This is a genomic window from Streptomyces sp. NPDC046716 (genome assembly GCF_040645755.1).
GTDB lineage: Bacteria > Actinomycetota > Actinomycetes > Streptomycetales > Streptomycetaceae > Streptomyces.
In genome coordinates, this window is the sequence record NZ_JBEYYU010000013.1 from 31,653 (window position 1) to 48,973 (window position 17,321).

Genomic DNA, 17,321 nt, shown 5'->3' on the forward strand with positions numbered 1-17,321 from the left:
GGCCGCGATACGACAATCCGAACGGCAATCCGATACGAAAGGGAACGTAAGGGATCGGCGACGGCCGATCAATGACGCTGCGCGTTCGACACATCGCATGGCGTAACCGGCCGGACGGGGGCCGTCGGGACCCGCCCCGTGACAGGTGGGACACCAGGGACTCGCGGCGAGTGCGGCCGGTACTGTTCGGCGAATGAGCTCGCTGAATCTCGACGACTTCACCGACCTGATCGAGCGTCCCGACGGCGGTACGCGCCGCGACGCCGAGGAGCGCAGGGCGCGCTTCGCCGTGCCGCCCGGCGGGCTCGGCCGCCTGGACGAGCTGGGCGAATGGCTCTCGGCCGCCCAGGGCACCGTGCCGGTGCGGCCGGTGGCCCGACCGCGGGTGATCGTCTTCGCGGGCGATCACGGGGTGGCCGGTCTCGGCGTGTCGAAGCGGGCCGGCGGCACGGCGGCGGAGCTGGTGCGCGAGGCCGTCGAGGGCGCGTCCCCCGGCGCGGTGCTCGCGCGGCGCCTGGGCGTCGGCGTACGGATCGTCGACCTGTCCCTGGACTGCGAGCCGGACGAGCTGCCCGAGGCCGTGGAGAACCGGCGGGTGCGGCGCGGCTCCGGCCGGATCGACACCGAGGACGCGCTCACCCCGGAGGAGGCCGAGCAGGCGTTCCGCGCGGGCATGGCCGTCGCCGACGAGGAGGCCGACTCCGGTACGGATCTGGTGGTGCTCGGCGATCTGAGCGTCGGCGGCACGACGGCGGCGGCCACGCTCGTCGCCGCGCTGTGCGGCACGGACGCCTCCGTGGTCACCGGGCGCGGCGGCGACCCGATCGACGACCTGGCCTGGATGCGCAAGTGCGCGGCGGTCCGCGACGCGCTGCGCCGGGCCCGCCCGGTCCTCGGCGACCAGTTGCAGCTGCTCGCCACGGTCGGCGGCGCCGACCTGGCGGCCGCGACCGGTTTCCTGCTCCAGTGCGCGGTGCGCCGTACGCCGGTGATCCTGGACGGGGTCGTCTCCGCGGCCTGCGCGCTGGTCGGCCAGCGCGTCGCGTTCCGCGCGCCGGACTGGTGGCTGGCCGGGCAGACCAGCGGGGAGCCCGCGCAGGCCAAGGCGCTGGACCGGATGGCCATGGAGCCGATGCTCGACCAGGGCGTGAAGGTCGGCGGCGCGGCGGGGGCCCTCCTGGCCCTGCCGCTGGTCCAGGCCGCGGCGGCGCTCGCCGCCGAACTCCCCGAGGTCCAGTAGGGCTCCAGTCACAAAAAGCCGCGGACGCGTCTGCCCAGGTACCGGGCCGGCGCGTCTGCGGCTTTTCGTGGGTTGCTCGCGCCGTTCCCCGCGCCCCTGACGGGGCACGACAAATCACCCCATAAGCTCCCGACATGGGAGCCGTACGGACAAGCACTGTCACTTCACGTCGCGCCGCGAGTTTCACCGTCTGGTACCTGCGGATCGTCACCTGCATCAATCTGCTGAGCGCCGTGTGGGTCTCCTTCGGCAACGATCTGCGCCGCCACAACTCGGAGAACTACTTCACCCCCTACCTGCTCGCCGCGGGCTTCTCGTCGGCGGTCGTCGCCTGGTTCCTGGCGATCACGATGCGCCGCCGCAAGCGCGCGGCCTGGATCCTCAACCTGGTCCTGAGCGGCCTGTTCCTGCTGCTGTTCGCCCTGGTGATGGTCTTCCCCGAGGTCCGGCAGTACGCGCAGAACTGGATCTCGCTGGTCCTGACCGCCGTGTTCGTCGTGGCACTGCTGCTGGGGCGGCGCGAGTTCTACGCGAAGGGCGACCGCTCGAACGCGAAGCTGGCGGCGGCCGTCGCGGTCGGCGGGCTCCTGGTGACCTCGCTCTTCGCGACGTTCCTGGTGACGGTCACCAACGACGCGCACGACCCGCACCGCTCCACGTTCCTGGAGCGCTGGCGCTACGGCACGCTGCGGCTGATCTCGGTCGCCACCGACGACTCCCGCTTCCCCGGCATCGCCACCCCGAACTGGGTCAACGTCGTCATCAACATCCTCTCCACGGCCCTGCTGATCGCCGTGGTCTACGCCGCGTTCCGCTCCCGCCGCGCCGTCGACCCGCTCACCGCGGACGACGAGGCGGGGCTGCGCGCCCTGCTGGCCAAGGAGGGCGAGCGCGACTCGCTGGGCTACTTCGCGCTGCGCCGCGACAAGAGCGTCGTGTGGTCGCCGACCGGGAAGGCCGCGGTGACCTACCGGGTGGTCGGCGGGGTCTCGCTGGCCTCCGGCGACCCGATCGGCGACCCCGAGGCCTGGCCCGGCGCGATCGAGCCCTGGCTCGCCGAGGCGCGCGCCCACGGCTGGCTGCCCGCGGTGATGGGCGCGAGCGAGGAAGCGGGCACCATCTACGCCCGGCACGGCCTCGACGCCCTCGAACTCGGCGACGAAGCCATCGTCGAGACGGCCGAGTTCACCCTGGAGGGACGGGCGATGCGCACCGTCCGCCAGGCCTACAACCGCGTCAAGCGCGCGGGCTACACGGTCCGCGTCCGCCGCCACGAGGACATCCCGGCCGACGAACTCGCGTACCTCCTGAAGCGCGCCGACGACTGGCGCGACGGCGCCACCGAACGCGGCTTCTCCATGGCGCTCGGCCGGCTCGGCGAACCGGACGACGGACAGTGCATGATGCTCGAATGCACCGACGGCGAGGGCGAGTTGAGAGCACTGCTCTCCTTCGTGCCGTGGGGCCCGCACGGACTCTCCCTCGATCTGATGCGCCGTGACCGCGACGCCGAGAACGGCCTGATGGAGTTCATGGTGATCGAACTCCTCCAGCGCGCCCCCGAGATCCAGATCACTCAGGTCTCGCTCAACTTCGCCATGTTCCGCTCCGTCTTCGAACGCGGCGCGCGACTCGGCGCGGGCCCGGTGCTGCGCCTGTGGCGCGCGCTGCTCAGCTTCTTCTCGCGGTGGTGGCAGATCGAATCGCTGTACCGGGCCAACGCCAAGTACCGGCCCATCTGGGAACCCCGCTTCCTGCTCTTCGAGAAGAGCGCCGACCTGCCGCGCATCGGCCTGGCCTCGGCCCGCGCCGAGGGCTTCCTCGAAGTGCCGGGACTGCCGAAACGGCTGGCGCGCCGGTGAGGGAAGCGGCCCGCGCGGAGTGGGGACCGCTCTTCGCCGCCGTACGGGACGGGCTCGTCGCCCGGCGGTGGCGGGCGATCCCGCTGACCCTGGCCGCGGTCTGCCTGACGGCGCTGTTCCAGTACGTGCAGAACCAGTCCTGGGGCTACCGGATCGTGCAGGACCTCGGCTCGGTCCGGGCCGCCGACCCGCTGCCGCTCGCCCTGCTGCGCACCCCGCTGTCGCTGTTCGTCCCCGCCCTCGACCTGCCCGTGTGGGGCGCGCTCGTCCAGGTCCTGGTGGTCTTCGGGATCGCGGAGATCACCCTGGGCCGCCCGCGCACCCTGGGCATCGCCTACGCGGCGACGCTCGGCGGCACCCTGTACGCGCGCCTGGCCATCGCCGCCGGCTGGCTGCCCGCGTCCGACGCGCAGATCGTCGACACCGGCCCGTCGGCCGCGGTGGTGGGGCTCGCGGTGTACGTCTGCTGGCGCTACCGCGCCTGGTTCACCGGAGCGCTGGTCGTCGTCACGATGATCGTCGAGTGCGCGCTCAAGCCGAACCTCGCGGGCTGGGAGCACCTGGCCGCGATCGCCGCCGTCCTCATGGTGTGCGCTGCGCGGTCGTTGGTTCGCGGAATCCGCCGACCAGATCCTGGAAGCGCCGGCTGATCCGCAGCCAGCGGCGGTCGTGCCTGTAGGCCCTCAGGATCGAGCGGGCCCGCGCCCGGTGACGGCGGCGGTACCAGCGGCGGGCCCAGGCGGAGTCGGGCCGGGCCAGGCGGATCGCGCCCCACCAGGCGACGAACGGCACCAGGACGCCCACGAGCGCCATCCGCGGTTTGCCCTTGAACATGGTCACCACCACGAACAGGAAGTTCAGGCTGAGCGACACGATCAGCGCCGCCCGGTCGTGCTGCTCGTCCTGCGTCATGTCGTTGACCCCGAGCGGCGAGAACCCGCTGACCACCAGGCCGCCGAGGGCCGCCGCGAGCACCACCACCTCGACGCTCTGCCGCCCCTGGTCGGTCCAGTAGACGTCGTCCAGGTGCAGGACGAGCGCGAACTCGTCGAGCACCAGGCCCGCCCCGACCCCGAACAGGACGGCGAAGAGGCAGGCGCCGAACCCGTGCCGGTTGCTGCCGACCGCGCCGAACCCGCCGACGACCATCAGGACGATGCCGGGCACCACGTGGTGGATGTGCAGTCCGCCCGGCGAGATGTCGCGGAACGGGCCGCGGCCCGCCCGGATCAGCCGGGTGACCGTACGGGTGATCAGGAACGTGAGGATGAACGTGACCAGCGCCAGGAGCACCGGCAGCTTTCCCGGTTCCGTGATGTTGCGGTGCCACCAGTCGCCCATGGACCCATCCTGCGGGCGGCGGGCGGGTGCCGCCCACCCTGTGGGCCACCCCGGGTAATCTCCCCCGGTGTCCGCAACGAACCCCCGCGCCTCCCTCGCCGACGGCATACGTTTCGCCTTCGGCACCCTGACCGTGCTGCCCGTCCGGGTCACCCGCTGGGACCGCGCCGCGGCCCGCGCCGGAATGCTCTCCGCTCCGCTGGCGGGCCTGGTCGTCGGTCTGGGCGCGGCCGCGCTCGGGGTGGCGCTGTCCTTCCTCGGCGCGGGCGCCCCGCTCTGTGCCGTCGCCTCCGTCGCGGTGCCCGCCGCCCTCACCCGGGGCCTGCACCTGGACGGGCTCGCCGACGTCGCGGACGGACTGGGGAGCGGTAAGCCGGCCGAGGACGCGCTGCGGATCATGAAGCAGTCGGACATCGGGCCGTTCGGCGTCGTGACGCTGGTCCTCGCGCTGCTCGCGCAGGTCGCCGTGGTCGCGCAGTTGTACGCCGAGTCGTGGGTCCGGGGGGCCGTCGCGGTGGTCGTGTGCGCGGTGACGGCCCGGCTCGCGCTGACCTTCGCGTCCCGGGCGGGGGTGCCGGCCGCCCGCCCGGAGGGGCTCGGCGCGGCCGTCGCCGAGACGGTGTCGGTGCGGGCGGCGCTGATCACCGGGGTCGTGGTCGTCGCGGTGGCCTGCGGGGTCTCCTTGCAGGGGGCGGCCGGGGTCGTACTGGGGTGTGGCGCCGGGGAGTTGATGCTGCGGCGGTGTGTCGCGCGGTTCGGCGGGGTGACCGGCGACGTGTTCGGCGCCGTCGCCGAAATCGCCGGGACGGCGACGCTGGTGATCCTGGCTCTTTGACCCCGACCGCAGGCCGGTGGGGGCTGATCGCGCAGTTCCCCGCGCCCCTGGGCAGTTCGTCACGCGCGGCCCGGTGGCCGCTTCTCGCGCAGTTCCCCGCGCCCCTGAGGCATGCGCTGACGCGCAGCCTCCCCGACGGGTGCCGCACGGGGCGCGCCCCTCTCGATGAGATGCCGCACGAAGTGCGCATCTCAGGGGCGCGGGGAACTGCGCGAGAAGCCCCACCGGGGCGCGGACGAAGGGCCACCCCGAGGCGCCCCTGACCTCGGCGGCGCGTTCTCGCCAACCCGGCGTAGGCTCGACCGAGGGCCACACCCCCATGGGCACGGCAACGATGCCGGCCCCACCGATGAAAGAGAGACCTCACCACCGTGACTGCTCTGACTCTCAGCACCGCCGCGGCCGCCGGCCTGCGCGCCGACGCGATCGTCGTCGGTATCGCGAAGGGCGCCGCCGGCCCGGTCGTCGCACCCGGCGCCGAGGCCGTCGACAAGGCGTACGACGGCAAGCTCGCCTCCGTCCTGGAGGCCCTCGGCGCCAGCGGCGCCGAGGGCGAGGTGACCAAGGTCCCCGCGCCCTCCGGGTTCAAGGCGCCGGTCGTGCTGGCGGTCGGTCTCGGCAGCGAGCCCGAGAAGGACGAGATCTTCGAGGCCGAGGCGCTGCGCCGCGCCGCCGGTGTCGCCTCCCGCGCGCTGAGCGGCGCGAAGAAGGCCGCGTTCGCGCTGCCCGTCGAGGACGCCGAGGACGCCGGTGCGATCGCGGAGGGCGCACTGCTCGGCGCGTACTCCTTCGACGCCTACAAGGCCTCCGCCCAGGACGCGAAGAACGCCAAGGCGCCGCTCGCCGAGATCGCGATCCTCGGCGGCAAGCCGCGCGACAAGGCGTACAAGGCGGAGATCGAGCGCGCCCTCGCCCTCACCGAGGAGCTGAACCGCGCCCGCGACCTGATCAACACCCCGCCGAACGACCTGAACCCGGAGGCCTTCGCCGCCGTCGCCACGGCCGCGGCCAAGGAGCACGGCCTCAAGGTCCAGGTCCTCGACGTGAAGGCGCTGGAGAAGGGCGGCTACGGCGGCATCCTCGGCGTCGGCGCCGGTTCCGCCTCCGGCCCGCGCCTGGTGAAGATCTCCTACTCGGCCGGGCGCGGCAAGAAGCACCTCGCCTTCGTCGGCAAGGGCATCACGTACGACTCGGGCGGCATCTCGCTGAAGCCGGCCGGCCACAACGAGACGATGAAGTGCGACATGGCCGGCGCCGCCGCCGTGTTCGCCGCCGTCGTCGCCGCGGCCCGCCTGAAGCTGGACGTCAACGTGACGGGCTGGCTCGCGCTCGCCGAGAACATGCCGTCCGGCTCCGCCACCCGTCCGGGCGACGTGCTGCGCATGTACTCGGGCAAGACCGTCGAGGTCCTTAACACGGACGCCGAGGGCCGTCTGGTGCTGGCCGACGCGATCGCCAAGGCCTCCGAGGAGACCCCGGACGCGATCGTCGACGTGGCGACGCTGACCGGCGCGATGGTGCTGGCGCTCGGCAACCGCACCTTCGGCATCATGGCCAACGACGACGCGTTCCGTACGTCGATCCACGAGGTCGCCGAGGAGGTCGGCGAGCCGGCCTGGCCGATGCCGCTCCCGGCCCACCTGGTCAAGGGCATGGACTCGCCGACCGCCGACATCGCCAACATGGGCGAGCGGATGGGCGGCGGCCTGGTCGCCGGTCTGTTCCTGAAGGAGTTCGTCGGCGAGGGCATCACGTGGGCCCACCTCGACATCGCGGGTCCGGCCTTCAACGAGGGCGGCCCGTTCGGTTACACGCCGAAGGGCGGCACGGGTTCCGCGGTCCGCACGCTGGTGCGGCTCGCCGAGCGCACCGCCGCGGGCGACCTCGGCTGAGGCGGAAGTCACTGGTGACAGCCCCGGGGGTGATCCCCCGGGGCTGTTCGCTTTCGACGAAATCCGCAGGAATGACGTCCTTGTCACTCGTGTTTCGGATGTAACAGGGGTCTCACCCCCCGGCCCGACGTCCCGCATGCCTTCGACAAGTGCGAGGATGGGGGGCGGCAGGACAGGGCCCCACCCGAGGGCCGAATCATCGAGCGGCCGAACACCAGCCGCCGCGCGGTCACTGGAGACCGGCGTACGGCGCACATGCATGGAGGACGTGACGTGGCGAACGACGCCAGCACCGTTTTCGACCTAGTGATCCTCGGCGGTGGCAGTGGCGGTTACGCCGCGGCCCTGCGCGGAGCGCAGCTGGGCCTGGACGTCGCCCTGATCGAGAAGAACAAGGTCGGCGGAACCTGCCTGCACGTCGGCTGCATCCCCACCAAGGCGCTGCTGCACGCCGGTGAGATCGCCGACCAGGCGCGCGAGTCCGAGCAGTTCGGCGTGAAGACGACCTTCGAGGGCATCGACATGCCCGCCGTGCTGCGGTACAAGGACGAGGTCATCTCCGGCCTCTACAAGGGCCTGCAGGGGCTCATCGCCTCCCGCAAGGTGACGTACATCGAGGGTGAGGGCAAGCTCTCCTCCCCGACCTCCGTCGACGTCAACGGCCAGCGTGTCCAGGGCCGCCACGTCCTCCTCGCGACCGGCTCCGTGCCGAAGTCGCTGCCGGGCCTGGAGATCGACGGCAACCGCATCATCTCCTCGGACCACGCGCTGACGCTGGACCGCGTCCCGAAGTCCGCGGTCATCCTGGGCGGCGGCGTGATCGGCGTCGAGTTCGCCTCGGCGTGGAAGTCCTTCGGCACCGACGTCACCATCGTCGAGGGCCTCAAGCACCTCGCCCCGCTCGAGGACGAGAACAGCTCCAAGCTTCTTGAGCGCGCGTTCCGCAAGCGCGGCATCAAGTTCAACCTCGGCACCTTCTTCGAGAAGGCCGAGTACACGCAGGACGGCGTCCGCGTCACCCTGGCCGACGGCAAGACCTTCGACGCCGAGGTCCTCCTCGTCGCCATCGGCCGCGGCCCGGTCTCCCAGGGCCTCGGCTACGAGGAGCAGGGCGTCGCGATGGACCGCGGCTACGTCCTGGTCGACGAGTACATGCAGACCAACGTGCCGACCATCTCGGCCGTCGGTGACCTCGTCCCGACCCTCCAGCTCGCGCACGTCGGCTTCGCAGAGGGCATCCTGGTGGCGGAGCGTCTGGCCGGTATCAAGACCGTCCCGATCGACTACGACGGCGTGCCGCGGGTGACGTACTGCCACCCCGAGGTCGCCTCCGTCGGTATCACCGAGGCCAAGGCCAAGGAGATCTACGGCGCGGACAAGGTCGTCGCTCTGAAGTACAACCTGGCGGGCAACGGCAAGTCCAAGATCCTCAAGACCGCGGGCGAGATCAAGCTGGTCCAGGTCAAGGACGGTGCCGTGGTCGGCGTCCACATGGTCGGCGACCGCATGGGCGAGCAGGTCGGCGAAGCCCAGCTGATCTACAACTGGGAAGCGCTGCCGGCCGAGGTCGCCCAGCTCATCCACGCCCACCCGACGCAGAACGAGGCGCTCGGCGAGGCCCACCTGGCGCTCGCGGGCAAGCCGCTGCACTCGCACGACTGAGCCCCGCCCCCCGTCGCAACTGGGCGCGACGACCGACCACCAGACTTCCGCACTGCGTTGCCGCGCACTGCACATCGTTAAGGAGCAACAGAAACCATGGCGGTTTCCGTATCCCTTCCGGCGCTCGGTGAGAGCGTCACCGAGGGCACTGTCACCCGCTGGCTGAAGGCGGAGGGCGAGCGCGTCGAGGTCGACGAGCCGCTGCTCGAGGTCTCGACCGACAAGGTCGACACCGAGATCCCCTCCCCCGCCGCCGGCGTCCTGGCCTCCATCAAGGTCGCCGAGGACGAGACGGTCGAGGTCGGCGCCGAGCTGGCCGTCATCGACGACGGCTCGGGCGCCCCGGCCCCCCAGGAGGCCCCGCAGCAGGAGGCCGCTCCCGCCGCCGAGGCCCCCGCCCCGGCGCAAGAGCAGGCCGCTCCCGCGCAGGAGGCCCCCGCCGCCCCGGCCGCCTCCGGCGGTTCCGCCGAGGGCACCGACGTGACGCTGCCCGCGCTGGGCGAGTCCGTCACCGAGGGCACCGTCACCCGTTGGCTGAAGGAGGTCGGCGAGGAGGTCGCGGAGGACGAGCCCCTGCTCGAGGTCTCCACGGACAAGGTCGACACCGAGATCCCCTCCCCCGTCGCCGGCGTTCTCCTGGAGATCGTCGTCGCCGAGGACGAGACCGCCGAGGTCGGCGCCAAGCTGGCCGTCATCGGTGCTCCCGGTGCCGCTCCGGCCGCCGCCGCTCCGGCCGCTCCGGCTCCGGCTCAGGAGGCCCCGGCGGCGCCCGCCCCGGCCCCCGCGCAGCCCGCCGCCCCGGCTGCGGCCCCCGCTGCCCCGGCCGCCCCGGCCGCCGCCGCTCCGGCTCCGGCCGCCCCGGCCGCGCCCGCCCCGGCCCCCGCGCAGCCCGCCGCTCCGGCCGCCCCGGCCAAGCCCGCCACCCCGGCGGACGACGGCGCGTACGTGACCCCGCTGGTGCGCAAGCTGGCGTCCGAGCAGGGCGTGGACCTGTCCGGCGTCCAGGGCTCCGGCGTCGGTGGCCGGATCCGCAAGCAGGACGTCATCGCCGCCGCGGAGGCCGCCAAGGCCGCCGCCCCGGCCCCCGCCGCCGCTGCCCCGGCCGCCGCGTCGAAGGCCCCGGCCCTGGAGGCCTCGCCCCTGCGCGGCCAGACGGTCAAGCTGCCGCGCATCCGCAAGGCCATCGCGGACAACATGCACAAGGCGCTGCAGGAGCAGGCTCAGCTGTCCTCGGTCATCGAGGTCGACATCACCAAGCTGATGAAGCTCCGCAACAAGGCCAAGGACGGCTTCGCCGCCCGCGAGGGCGTCAAGCTCTCCCCGATGCCGTTCTTCGTCAAGGCCGCCGTCCAGGCGCTGAAGGCCCACCCGGTCATCAACGCCCGCCTGAACTACGACGAGGGCACCATCACCTACTTCGACTCCGAGAACGTCGGCATCGCCGTCGACTCGGAGAAGGGCCTGATGACCCCGGTCATCAAGGGTGCCGGTGACCTGAACATCGCGGGCATCGCCAAGAAGACCGCGGAGCTGGCCAACAAGGTCCGCACGAACAAGATCGCCCCGGACGACCTGTCGGGCGCCACCTTCACGATCTCCAACACGGGGTCGCGCGGTGCGCTCTTCGACACGGTCATCGTCCCGCCGAACCAGGTCGCCATCCTGGGCATCGGTGCCACGGTCAAGCGCCCGGTCGTCGTCTCCGACCCGGAGCTCGGTGACACGATCGCCATCCGTGACATGACGTACGTGACGCTCTCCTACGACCACCGTCTGGTGGACGGCGCGGACGCCGCCCGCTACCTGACGACGGTCAAGCAGATCCTCGAGGCCGGCGAGTTCACCGCCGAGCTGGGTCTGTAAAGACGGCTTCACCAGCGACGAGGCCCCCGTCCGGAGTTCCGCTCCGGACGGGGGCCTCGTCGTGTCCGCGCCCACGGTTTCGTGACGCGGCATCAGAATGGGGGCGCGCCCTGCCGGGCACCTCTCTGTAACCGGCATCACCCGTGGCAAGCGCGACCGTGCCCTTTCTGTCCAGGGGCCCGGCCGTATTGTCTAAGGGTCCCTGCCGAGCCACCGGGTCCAACAGCCCAAGGAGCCCACCATGACCGCGCCCGTCATCCACTCGCTGCGCGAGCAGATCCGCGAGCACATCGTGGAGGGGATCGTCAGCGGCCGCTGGAAGCCGGGCGAGCGGATCGTGGAGCGCCGCATCGCCACCGAGCTGGAGGTGTCCCAGACGCCCGTACGGGAGGCCCTGCGGGAGCTGGAATCGCTGCGGCTGATCGAGTCGGCGCCGAACAAGGGCGTGCGCGTACGGAACCTCTCCGCGGCGGACCTGGAGGAGAGCTACCCGGTGCGGGCCGGTCTGGAGGCCATCGCGGCCGAGCTGGCCGCCGAGCGGCTGGCCGAGGACTGCTCCGCGCTGGAGCCGCACGTCGCCGCGCTGCACGTCGCCGACCAGGAGGCCGACGGGACCGCCCAGGTGCGGCACACCGTGGGGTTTCATCGCGAGATGGTGCGGGCCGCCGGGAACTCGGTGCTGCTGCACACCTGGGAGGGGCTCGGCATCGAGGTGTTCACGGCGCTGTCGATTCGGTGGCTGGGGACCGTTCAGCAGTCGTACGCCGAGGAGCACGCCGATCTCGTCGCCGCTTTCCAGCGCCGGGATCCGGATATCGCCGCGCTGGTCAAGGCGCATGTTCTGGGGTGTGCTCCGCGCGCGTGAGCTGGGTCTCGTCTGCCGTGAGCGGTGCGTCGCAGGGTGATCGCCGTGTGTGGCTGATCGCGCAGTTCCCCGCGCCCCTGAAGGGGCACTGCGTGCCCTTCACCAGGGCACTCTGTGCCTACTTTCTTGATCTGAAGAGGTTTTGCCCTTCAACCCTTTGATCGATCATCGATCAGGGAGTTACAGTCGCCGACGGGTCCCCACCGGGACCTCGCCCTGTCCTGCCAAAGACAAAGGGCACCCCCAACCCCACCCCCTTCGACACAGGAAGGCGTGCGGCGACTATGACCGACCCCATGCGCATCCAGCCGAGCGAGCTCGACCAGCTCCCGGACCGCGACCCCGAGGAGACCGCCGAATGGCAGGCCTCCCTGGACGCCGTTACCCAGGCGGCCGGGCCGCACCGTGCCGCGCAGCTGATGCGGCGCACGCTGGAGCGCGGCGAGGCCGGCGGCCTGCCGCTGCCCAAGCTGCTGTCGACCGAGTACCTCAACTCGATCCCCACCTCCGCCGAGCCGGACTTCCCCGGTGACGAGGAGCTGGAAGCGAAGATCACCGCGTACAACCGCTGGAACGCGGCCGCGATGGTGACCCGTGGCTCCAAGGCCGGCGTCGGCGGGCACATCGCCACCTTCGCCTCGGCCGCCTGGCTGTACGAGACCGGCTTCAACCACTTCTTCCGCGGGAAGGAGGGCGACGGCTCCGGCGACCAGCTGTACATCCAGGGCCACGCCTCCCCCGGCATCTACGCCCGCGCCTTCCTCGACGGCCGCCTCTCCGAGGCGCAGCTCGACAACTTCCGCCGCGAGGCCGGGGGCAACGGCCTGCCGTCGTACCCGCACCCGCGCCGCCTGCCGTGGCTGTGGGAGTTCCCGACCGTGTCGATGGGCCTCGGCCCGCTCTCCGCGATCTACCAGGCGCGGTTCAACCGCTACCTGACCGCGCGGAACATCAAGGACACCTCGAACTCCCACGTCTGGGCCTTCCTCGGCGACGGCGAGATGGACGAGCCCGAGTCGACCTCGGCGCTCACGCTCGCCGCCCGCGAGGGTCTCGACAACCTGACCTTCGTCATCAACTGCAACCTGCAGCGCCTGGACGGCCCGGTCCGCCCGAACTTCCGCGTCGTGCAGGAGCTCGAGGCGCAGTTCCGCGGCTCCGGCTGGAACGTCATCAAGTCGATGTGGGGCAACGCGTGGGACGAGCTGTTCCAGCTCGACACCACCGGCGCGCTCCAGGAGCGGCTCCGTGAGGTCCCGGACGCCCAGTTCCAGACGTACCAGACGCGCGACGTCGCCTACATCCGCGAGAACTTCTTCGGCACGAACCCGGCGCTCATCGAGCTCGCGAAGGTCCTGTCCGACGACAAGATCTCCGAGTGCTTCCACGTCTCGCGCGGCGGCCACGAGCCCCGCAAGGTGTACGCGGCGTACAAGGCGGCCGTCGAGCACAAGGGCGCCCCGACGGTCATCCTCACGCAGACCGTCAAGGGCATCACGCTCGGCAAGGGCTTCGAGTCCAAGAACGCCAACCACCAGATGAAGAAGCTGACGATCGACGAGTTCAAGGACATGCGTGACCGCCTTGACCTGCCGATCCCGGACAGCGACTTCGTGGACGGCGTCGTGCCGTACGCGCGTCCCGCCGAGGGCTCGCCCGAGCTGCGCTACCTCGCCGAGCGCCGTGCCGCCCTGGGCGGTCCCGCCCCGGCCCGCCGTACGCAGCCGCTCGCGCCGCTGCCCGCGCCCGCCGACAAGGCGTTCGCCTCGTTCGACAAGGGCTCCGGCAACCAGCAGGTCGCGTCGACCATGGCGCTCGTACGGCTCCTGAAGGACCTCGTACGGGACAAGACGTCCGGCAAGCGCTGGGTGCCGATCATCCCCGACGAGGCGCGCACCTTCGGCATGGAGTCGCTGTTCCCGTCGCTGGGCCTGTACTCGCCCAAGGGGCAGACGTACGACCCGGTCGACCGTGACCAGCTCATGTACTACAAGGAGTCGACCTCCGGCCAGATCCTCAACGAGGGGATCAACGAGGCCGGTTCGCTCGCCGACTTCATCGCCGCCGCCACGTCGTACTCGACGCACGGCGAGCAGATGATCCCGCTGTACATCTTCTACTCGATGTTCGGCTGGCAGCGCACGGGTGACCAGTTCTGGCAGCTCGCCGACCAGATGGGCCGCGGCTTCGTCGTCGGCGCCACCGCCGGTCGCACGACGCTGACCGGTGAGGGCCTCCAGCACGCGGACGGCCACTCGCCGATGATCGCGGCGACCAACCCGGCGGCCCTGTCGTACGACCCGGCCTTCGCCTACGAGATCGCCACGATCATGAAGGAGGGCCTGCGCCGTATGTACGGCGAGGCCAAGCCGGGCGAGGACCAGGACGTCTTCTACTACCTGACGGTCTACAACGAGCCGATGCCGCAGCCGGCGAAGCCGTCGGTGGCCGGTCTCGACGAGGCCATCATCAAGGGCCTCTACCGGTTCAACACGGCGGAGACCGCGGGGGTGGACGTGGCGGCCGCGAACGCCCCGCGCATCAACCTCGTCGGTTCCGGTACGGCGATCCACTGGACCCTCAAGGCGCAGCGGCTGCTCGCCGAGGAGTGGGGCGTGGCCGCCGACGTGTGGTCGGCCACCTCGTGGACCGAGCTGCGCCGCGACGCCCTGGAGGCCGACGAGGCGCTGCTGAAGGGCGAGGAGCGGATCCCGTACGTGCGTCAGGCGCTCGCCGGCGCGCAGGGCCCGGTCCTGGCCGTCTCCGACTACATGCGCCAGGTCCCCGACCAGATCGCGCAGTGGGTCGAGCAGGACTACACCTCGCTCGGCGCGGACGGCTTCGGCCTCTCCGACACCCGTGAGGACGCCCGCCGCCACTTCGGCGTCGACGCCGAGTCGATCGTCGTCGCGGCCCTCGCCCAGCTCGCCCGCCGCGGCGAGGTCAAGGCGACGGCCGTGAAGGAGGCGCGCGAGCGCTACGGCCTGTAGGACCTCCGGTTCTGCGCAGTGCCCCCGCCGGTGACGGCGGGGGCACTGTCGTACCCGGACGGCATGATGGCGGCATGCGTGCTGCCCGCCTGATCAAGATGGTGCTCCTGCTCCAGTCGCGGCCGTCGATGACCGCGGCGGAGCTGGCGCGCGAGCTGGAGGTCTCCGAGCGGACCGTCACCCGGGACGCGCAGGCGCTGAGCGAGGCGGGCGTGCCCGTGTACGCGGATCGCGGCCGGGCCGGGGGCTACCGGCTGATCGGCGGCTACCGCACCCGGCTGACCGGGCTCGCGCGGAGCGAGGCGGAGGCGCTGTTCCTGTCCGGGGTGCCGGGCGCGCTGCGCGAGATGGGCCTGGACGACGCGGCGTCGGCGGCCCGGCTGAAGGTGTCGGCGGCGCTGCTGCCGTCCCTGCGGGACGCGTCGCGGACGGCGGCGCAGCGGTTCCATCTGGACGCCCCCGGCTGGTTCCACGAGCCGCTGACGCCCGAGCTGCTGCCCGCGATCGCCGAGGCGGTCTGGGACGACCTTGTGCTGCGGGTCTCGTACGGCCGGCGGGACGCCGTCGTGGAGCGGGAGCTGGAGCCGTACGGGCTCGTGCTGAAGGCCGGGGTCTGGTACCTGGCGGCGCGGGTGCGCGACGACGCCCGCCCCGATTTCCGGGTGTACCGCATCGACCGGTTCCTGTCGGTGGCGGTGCCGGCCGACGCCCGGCGGTTCACGCGGGACGCGGAGTTCGAGCTGCCCGCGTTCTGGGCGGAGCGGGCCGATCAGTTCGCCCGGGAGATCCTGCGGGCCGAGGTCGTGGTGCGGCTGACGGCGTCGGGCGTACGGCAGCTGCCGTACGTCACCGGGCGGGTGTCCGCGCGGGAGGCCCTGGATTCGGCCGTGGAGGAGGCCGACGGGCGGGTGACCGTGACGCTGCCGGTGGAGTCGGAGGACGTCGCGTACACGCAGCTCATGGAGCTCGGGCCGGAGGCGGAGGTGGTGGCTCCGGGCGCGCTGCGGGAGCGGTTCGCGGTGGCCGCGCGGCGGATGCGCGGGTGGTACGGGTGAGCGGCCGGTGCCCTGGGCATGTGCATGCATAACGAAGTGGCGTTCCTCGTCCGCTCCGCGTGCGCCCCCAGGGCCCAGGGCCGATGCTTGTCCCGTGATGGACGAGACCGAGTTCTGGGAGATCGTGGACAGCACCCGCGAGGCCGCCGAGGGCGACCCCGAGGACCATGCCGAGCTGCTCGTCGACAGACTGCTCCAGTCCGATCCCGACGCGGTGCTCGATTTCGCCCGGCACTTCGAGTCCCGCTACAACCGGGCGTACCGGTGGGATCTGTGGGGGGCGGCCTGGGTGCTGCTCGGCGGTGCGAGCGACGACTCCTTCGACTTCTTCCGGTGCTGGCTGATCGGGCAGGGCCGGGAGGTCTTCGAGGGGGCGCTGCACGATCCCGACTCGCTGGCCGAGCTGCTGGGTGAGTTCGACGACGAGGTGGACGGGGACGGGGAGGAGCTCGGGTACGCCGCCGACGAGGCCTACGAGGAGCTGACCGGCACCGTCGCCGCCGATCTCGGCATTCCTCCGGCCCCGCCCGAACCGGAGGGCACCCCGATCGACTTCGAGGACCCCCCGACCCTGGCCCGCCTGTATCCCCGCCTGACGGCCCGTTTCGAGTAGCCCCTGGTCTCTTCGTCCGGCTGACGGCCGGTGGGGGCCGGTCGCGCAGTTCCCCGCGCCCCTGGAAGCGGAAGGCGCGCGGAGCGCAGCCTTCAGGGGGGAAGGCTGCGCGCCAGCGCATGCCTTCAGGGGGCGCGGGGAACTGCGCGACCGGCCACGACGAGAGCCGCGGCCGCCGACGAGACCGGCTCACGCAGCCCGGATGGCGTCCTCCAACCCGGGGAACGCGAAATCGAACCCGGACTCCAGCAGCCGCGTCGGCACCGCCCGCGTCGACCCGAGCACATCCCCCGCCATCTCCCCCAGCACCGTGCGGAGCACCACCGCCGGGACGGGGAACACCGCAGGCCGCCGCAGCACCCTCCCCATCGCGGCGGTCACCTCCCGATTGGTGGCCGGATGCGGCGCCGCCAGATTCACCGGCCCGGCCAGCGACTCCGTGTCCAACAGATGCCGCAGCGCCGCGACATGATCGTGCAGCGCGATGTACGGCCAGTACTGCCGCCCGTCCCCGAGCCGCCCCCCGAGCCCCGCCCGGAACAGCGGAAAGAGCTTGCCCCAGGCCCCGCCGTCCCGGGAGACGACGAGCCCGGTCCTGGCCAGCACGGTACGGATCCCGGCCTGATGGGCGGGCGCGGTGGCGGCCTCCCACTCCACGCACACCCCCGGCAGGAACCCGTCCCCGGCCGCCGCGCTCTCGTCGACGGCCCGCGAACCGGTGTCGCCGTAGTAGCCGACGGCGCTGCCGTTGAGGAAGACGCGCGGGGGCTCGGGCAGCGCGGCCGCCGCCTCGGCAAGCACGGTCGTGCCCAGGACCCGGCTGTCCCGGATCTCCTGCTTGTACGCCGCCGTCCACCGGTGGTCGCCGACGCCGGCCCCCGCGAGGTTGACGATCGCCTCGCACCCGGCGAGCCGGGACGCGTCGAGCTCACCGCCCTTGGGGTCCCAGCGGACCTCGTCCGCCGCCCGGGGCGCGCGTCGCACCAGGCGCAGCACCTCGTGCCCGTCACCGGCCAGGGAGCGGACGAGCGCCGAGCCGATGAGTCCTGAGGCGCCTGCCACCGCGATACGTGTCATGGTTCCATCCTGCCGGTCATACAGTG

Annotated in this window: 13 protein-coding genes; 11 read left to right on the top strand and 2 right to left on the bottom strand. The window is 72.1% G+C overall.

Going from position 1 to position 17,321, the window contains the following annotated elements; all coding sequences use genetic code 11:
• Positions 1 to 193: 193 nt before the first annotated feature.
• From ABZ930_RS12655 to ABZ930_RS12665, 3 genes are all read left to right on the top strand, one after another.
• Positions 194 to 1,240 carry a nicotinate-nucleotide--dimethylbenzimidazole phosphoribosyltransferase gene (locus ABZ930_RS12655; RefSeq protein WP_361545804.1) on the top strand — a complete coding sequence of 349 codons (1,047 nt, stop codon included), beginning with the start codon at positions 194 to 196 and terminating at the stop codon, positions 1,238 to 1,240.
• A gap of 134 nt (positions 1,241 to 1,374) precedes the next feature.
• On the top strand, positions 1,375 to 3,102 hold the full coding sequence (locus tag ABZ930_RS12660; protein ID WP_361545807.1) for a phosphatidylglycerol lysyltransferase domain-containing protein: 1,728 nt from the start codon (positions 1,375 to 1,377) through the stop codon (positions 3,100 to 3,102).
• Entirely contained in the window at positions 3,099 to 3,752 is a 654-nt protein-coding gene (locus ABZ930_RS12665) for a hypothetical protein (RefSeq protein ID WP_361545810.1), read from the top strand. Before ABZ930_RS12660 ends, ABZ930_RS12665 begins: the two co-directional genes overlap by 4 nt.
• Here the strand turns inward: ABZ930_RS12665 and ABZ930_RS12670 are convergent.
• Positions 3,685 to 4,443 carry a hypothetical protein gene (locus ABZ930_RS12670; RefSeq protein WP_361545813.1) on the bottom strand — a complete coding sequence of 253 codons (759 nt, stop codon included), beginning with the start codon at positions 4,441 to 4,443 and terminating at the stop codon, positions 3,685 to 3,687. The two genes, ABZ930_RS12665 and ABZ930_RS12670, sit on opposite strands and share 68 nt — an antisense overlap.
• Positions 4,444 to 4,510: 67 nt before the next feature.
• Between ABZ930_RS12670 and ABZ930_RS12675 the strand changes: the two genes are divergently transcribed.
• From ABZ930_RS12675 to ABZ930_RS12710, 8 genes are all read left to right on the top strand, one after another.
• Positions 4,511 to 5,278, top strand: coding sequence for an adenosylcobinamide-GDP ribazoletransferase (locus ABZ930_RS12675; RefSeq protein ID WP_361545816.1), 768 nt, complete (start codon positions 4,511 to 4,513; stop codon positions 5,276 to 5,278).
• A 371-nt stretch (positions 5,279 to 5,649) separates the two neighbouring features.
• Positions 5,650 to 7,170, top strand: a complete 1,521-nt coding sequence (locus tag ABZ930_RS12680) for a leucyl aminopeptidase (protein ID WP_361545819.1) — start codon at positions 5,650 to 5,652, stop codon at positions 7,168 to 7,170.
• Positions 7,171 to 7,443: 273 nt separating this feature from the next.
• Entirely contained in the window at positions 7,444 to 8,832 is a 1,389-nt protein-coding gene (gene lpdA, locus ABZ930_RS12685) for a dihydrolipoyl dehydrogenase (protein ID WP_361545821.1), read from the top strand.
• Positions 8,833 to 8,928: 96 nt separating this feature from the next.
• A complete protein-coding gene (gene sucB / locus ABZ930_RS12690) occupies positions 8,929 to 10,695 on the top strand; it encodes a 2-oxoglutarate dehydrogenase, E2 component, dihydrolipoamide succinyltransferase (RefSeq protein WP_361545824.1) in 1,767 nt (588 codons plus the stop codon).
• Between the two features lie 241 nt (positions 10,696 to 10,936).
• Entirely contained in the window at positions 10,937 to 11,560 is a 624-nt protein-coding gene (locus ABZ930_RS12695; protein ID WP_361545827.1) for a GntR family transcriptional regulator, read from the top strand.
• 284 nt (positions 11,561 to 11,844) lie between these two features.
• Positions 11,845 to 14,550, top strand: coding sequence for a pyruvate dehydrogenase (acetyl-transferring), homodimeric type (gene aceE, locus ABZ930_RS12700; RefSeq protein WP_361545830.1), 2,706 nt, complete (start codon positions 11,845 to 11,847; stop codon positions 14,548 to 14,550).
• Between the two features lie 74 nt (positions 14,551 to 14,624).
• The gene (locus tag ABZ930_RS12705; RefSeq protein WP_361545833.1) at positions 14,625 to 15,605 is read left to right on the top strand and encodes a WYL domain-containing protein; all 981 of its coding nucleotides are present in this window, start codon (positions 14,625 to 14,627) and stop codon (positions 15,603 to 15,605) included.
• A 97-nt stretch (positions 15,606 to 15,702) separates the two neighbouring features.
• Positions 15,703 to 16,218 (top strand): DUF4240 domain-containing protein, encoded by a 516-nt coding sequence (locus tag ABZ930_RS12710; protein WP_361546070.1) that lies wholly within the window; start codon positions 15,703 to 15,705, stop codon positions 16,216 to 16,218.
• A 189-nt stretch (positions 16,219 to 16,407) separates the two neighbouring features.
• Here ABZ930_RS12710 and ABZ930_RS12715 read toward each other — a convergent pair whose 3' ends face one another.
• Positions 16,408 to 17,295 (bottom strand): TIGR01777 family oxidoreductase, encoded by an 888-nt coding sequence (locus ABZ930_RS12715; protein WP_361545836.1) that lies wholly within the window; start codon positions 17,293 to 17,295, stop codon positions 16,408 to 16,410.
• Positions 17,296 to 17,321 lie beyond the last annotated feature (26 nt).

Coding starts and splice junctions, on each gene's coding strand:
- ABZ930_RS12655 (WP_361545804.1), top strand. CDS start 194: ATGAGCTCGCTGAATCTCGACGACTTCACCGACCTGATCGAGCGTCCC.
- ABZ930_RS12660 (WP_361545807.1), top strand. CDS start 1,375: ATGGGAGCCGTACGGACAAGCACTGTCACTTCACGTCGCGCCGCGAGT.
- ABZ930_RS12670 (WP_361545813.1), bottom strand. CDS start 4,443: ATGGGCGACTGGTGGCACCGCAACATCACGGAACCGGGAAAGCTGCCG.
- sucB (WP_361545824.1), top strand. CDS start 8,929: ATGGCGGTTTCCGTATCCCTTCCGGCGCTCGGTGAGAGCGTCACCGAG.
- ABZ930_RS12695 (WP_361545827.1), top strand. CDS start 10,937: ATGACCGCGCCCGTCATCCACTCGCTGCGCGAGCAGATCCGCGAGCAC.
- aceE (WP_361545830.1), top strand. CDS start 11,845: ATGACCGACCCCATGCGCATCCAGCCGAGCGAGCTCGACCAGCTCCCG.
- ABZ930_RS12705 (WP_361545833.1), top strand. CDS start 14,625: ATGCGTGCTGCCCGCCTGATCAAGATGGTGCTCCTGCTCCAGTCGCGG.
- ABZ930_RS12710 (WP_361546070.1), top strand. CDS start 15,703: ATGGACGAGACCGAGTTCTGGGAGATCGTGGACAGCACCCGCGAGGCC.
- ABZ930_RS12715 (WP_361545836.1), bottom strand. CDS start 17,295: ATGACACGTATCGCGGTGGCAGGCGCCTCAGGACTCATCGGCTCGGCG.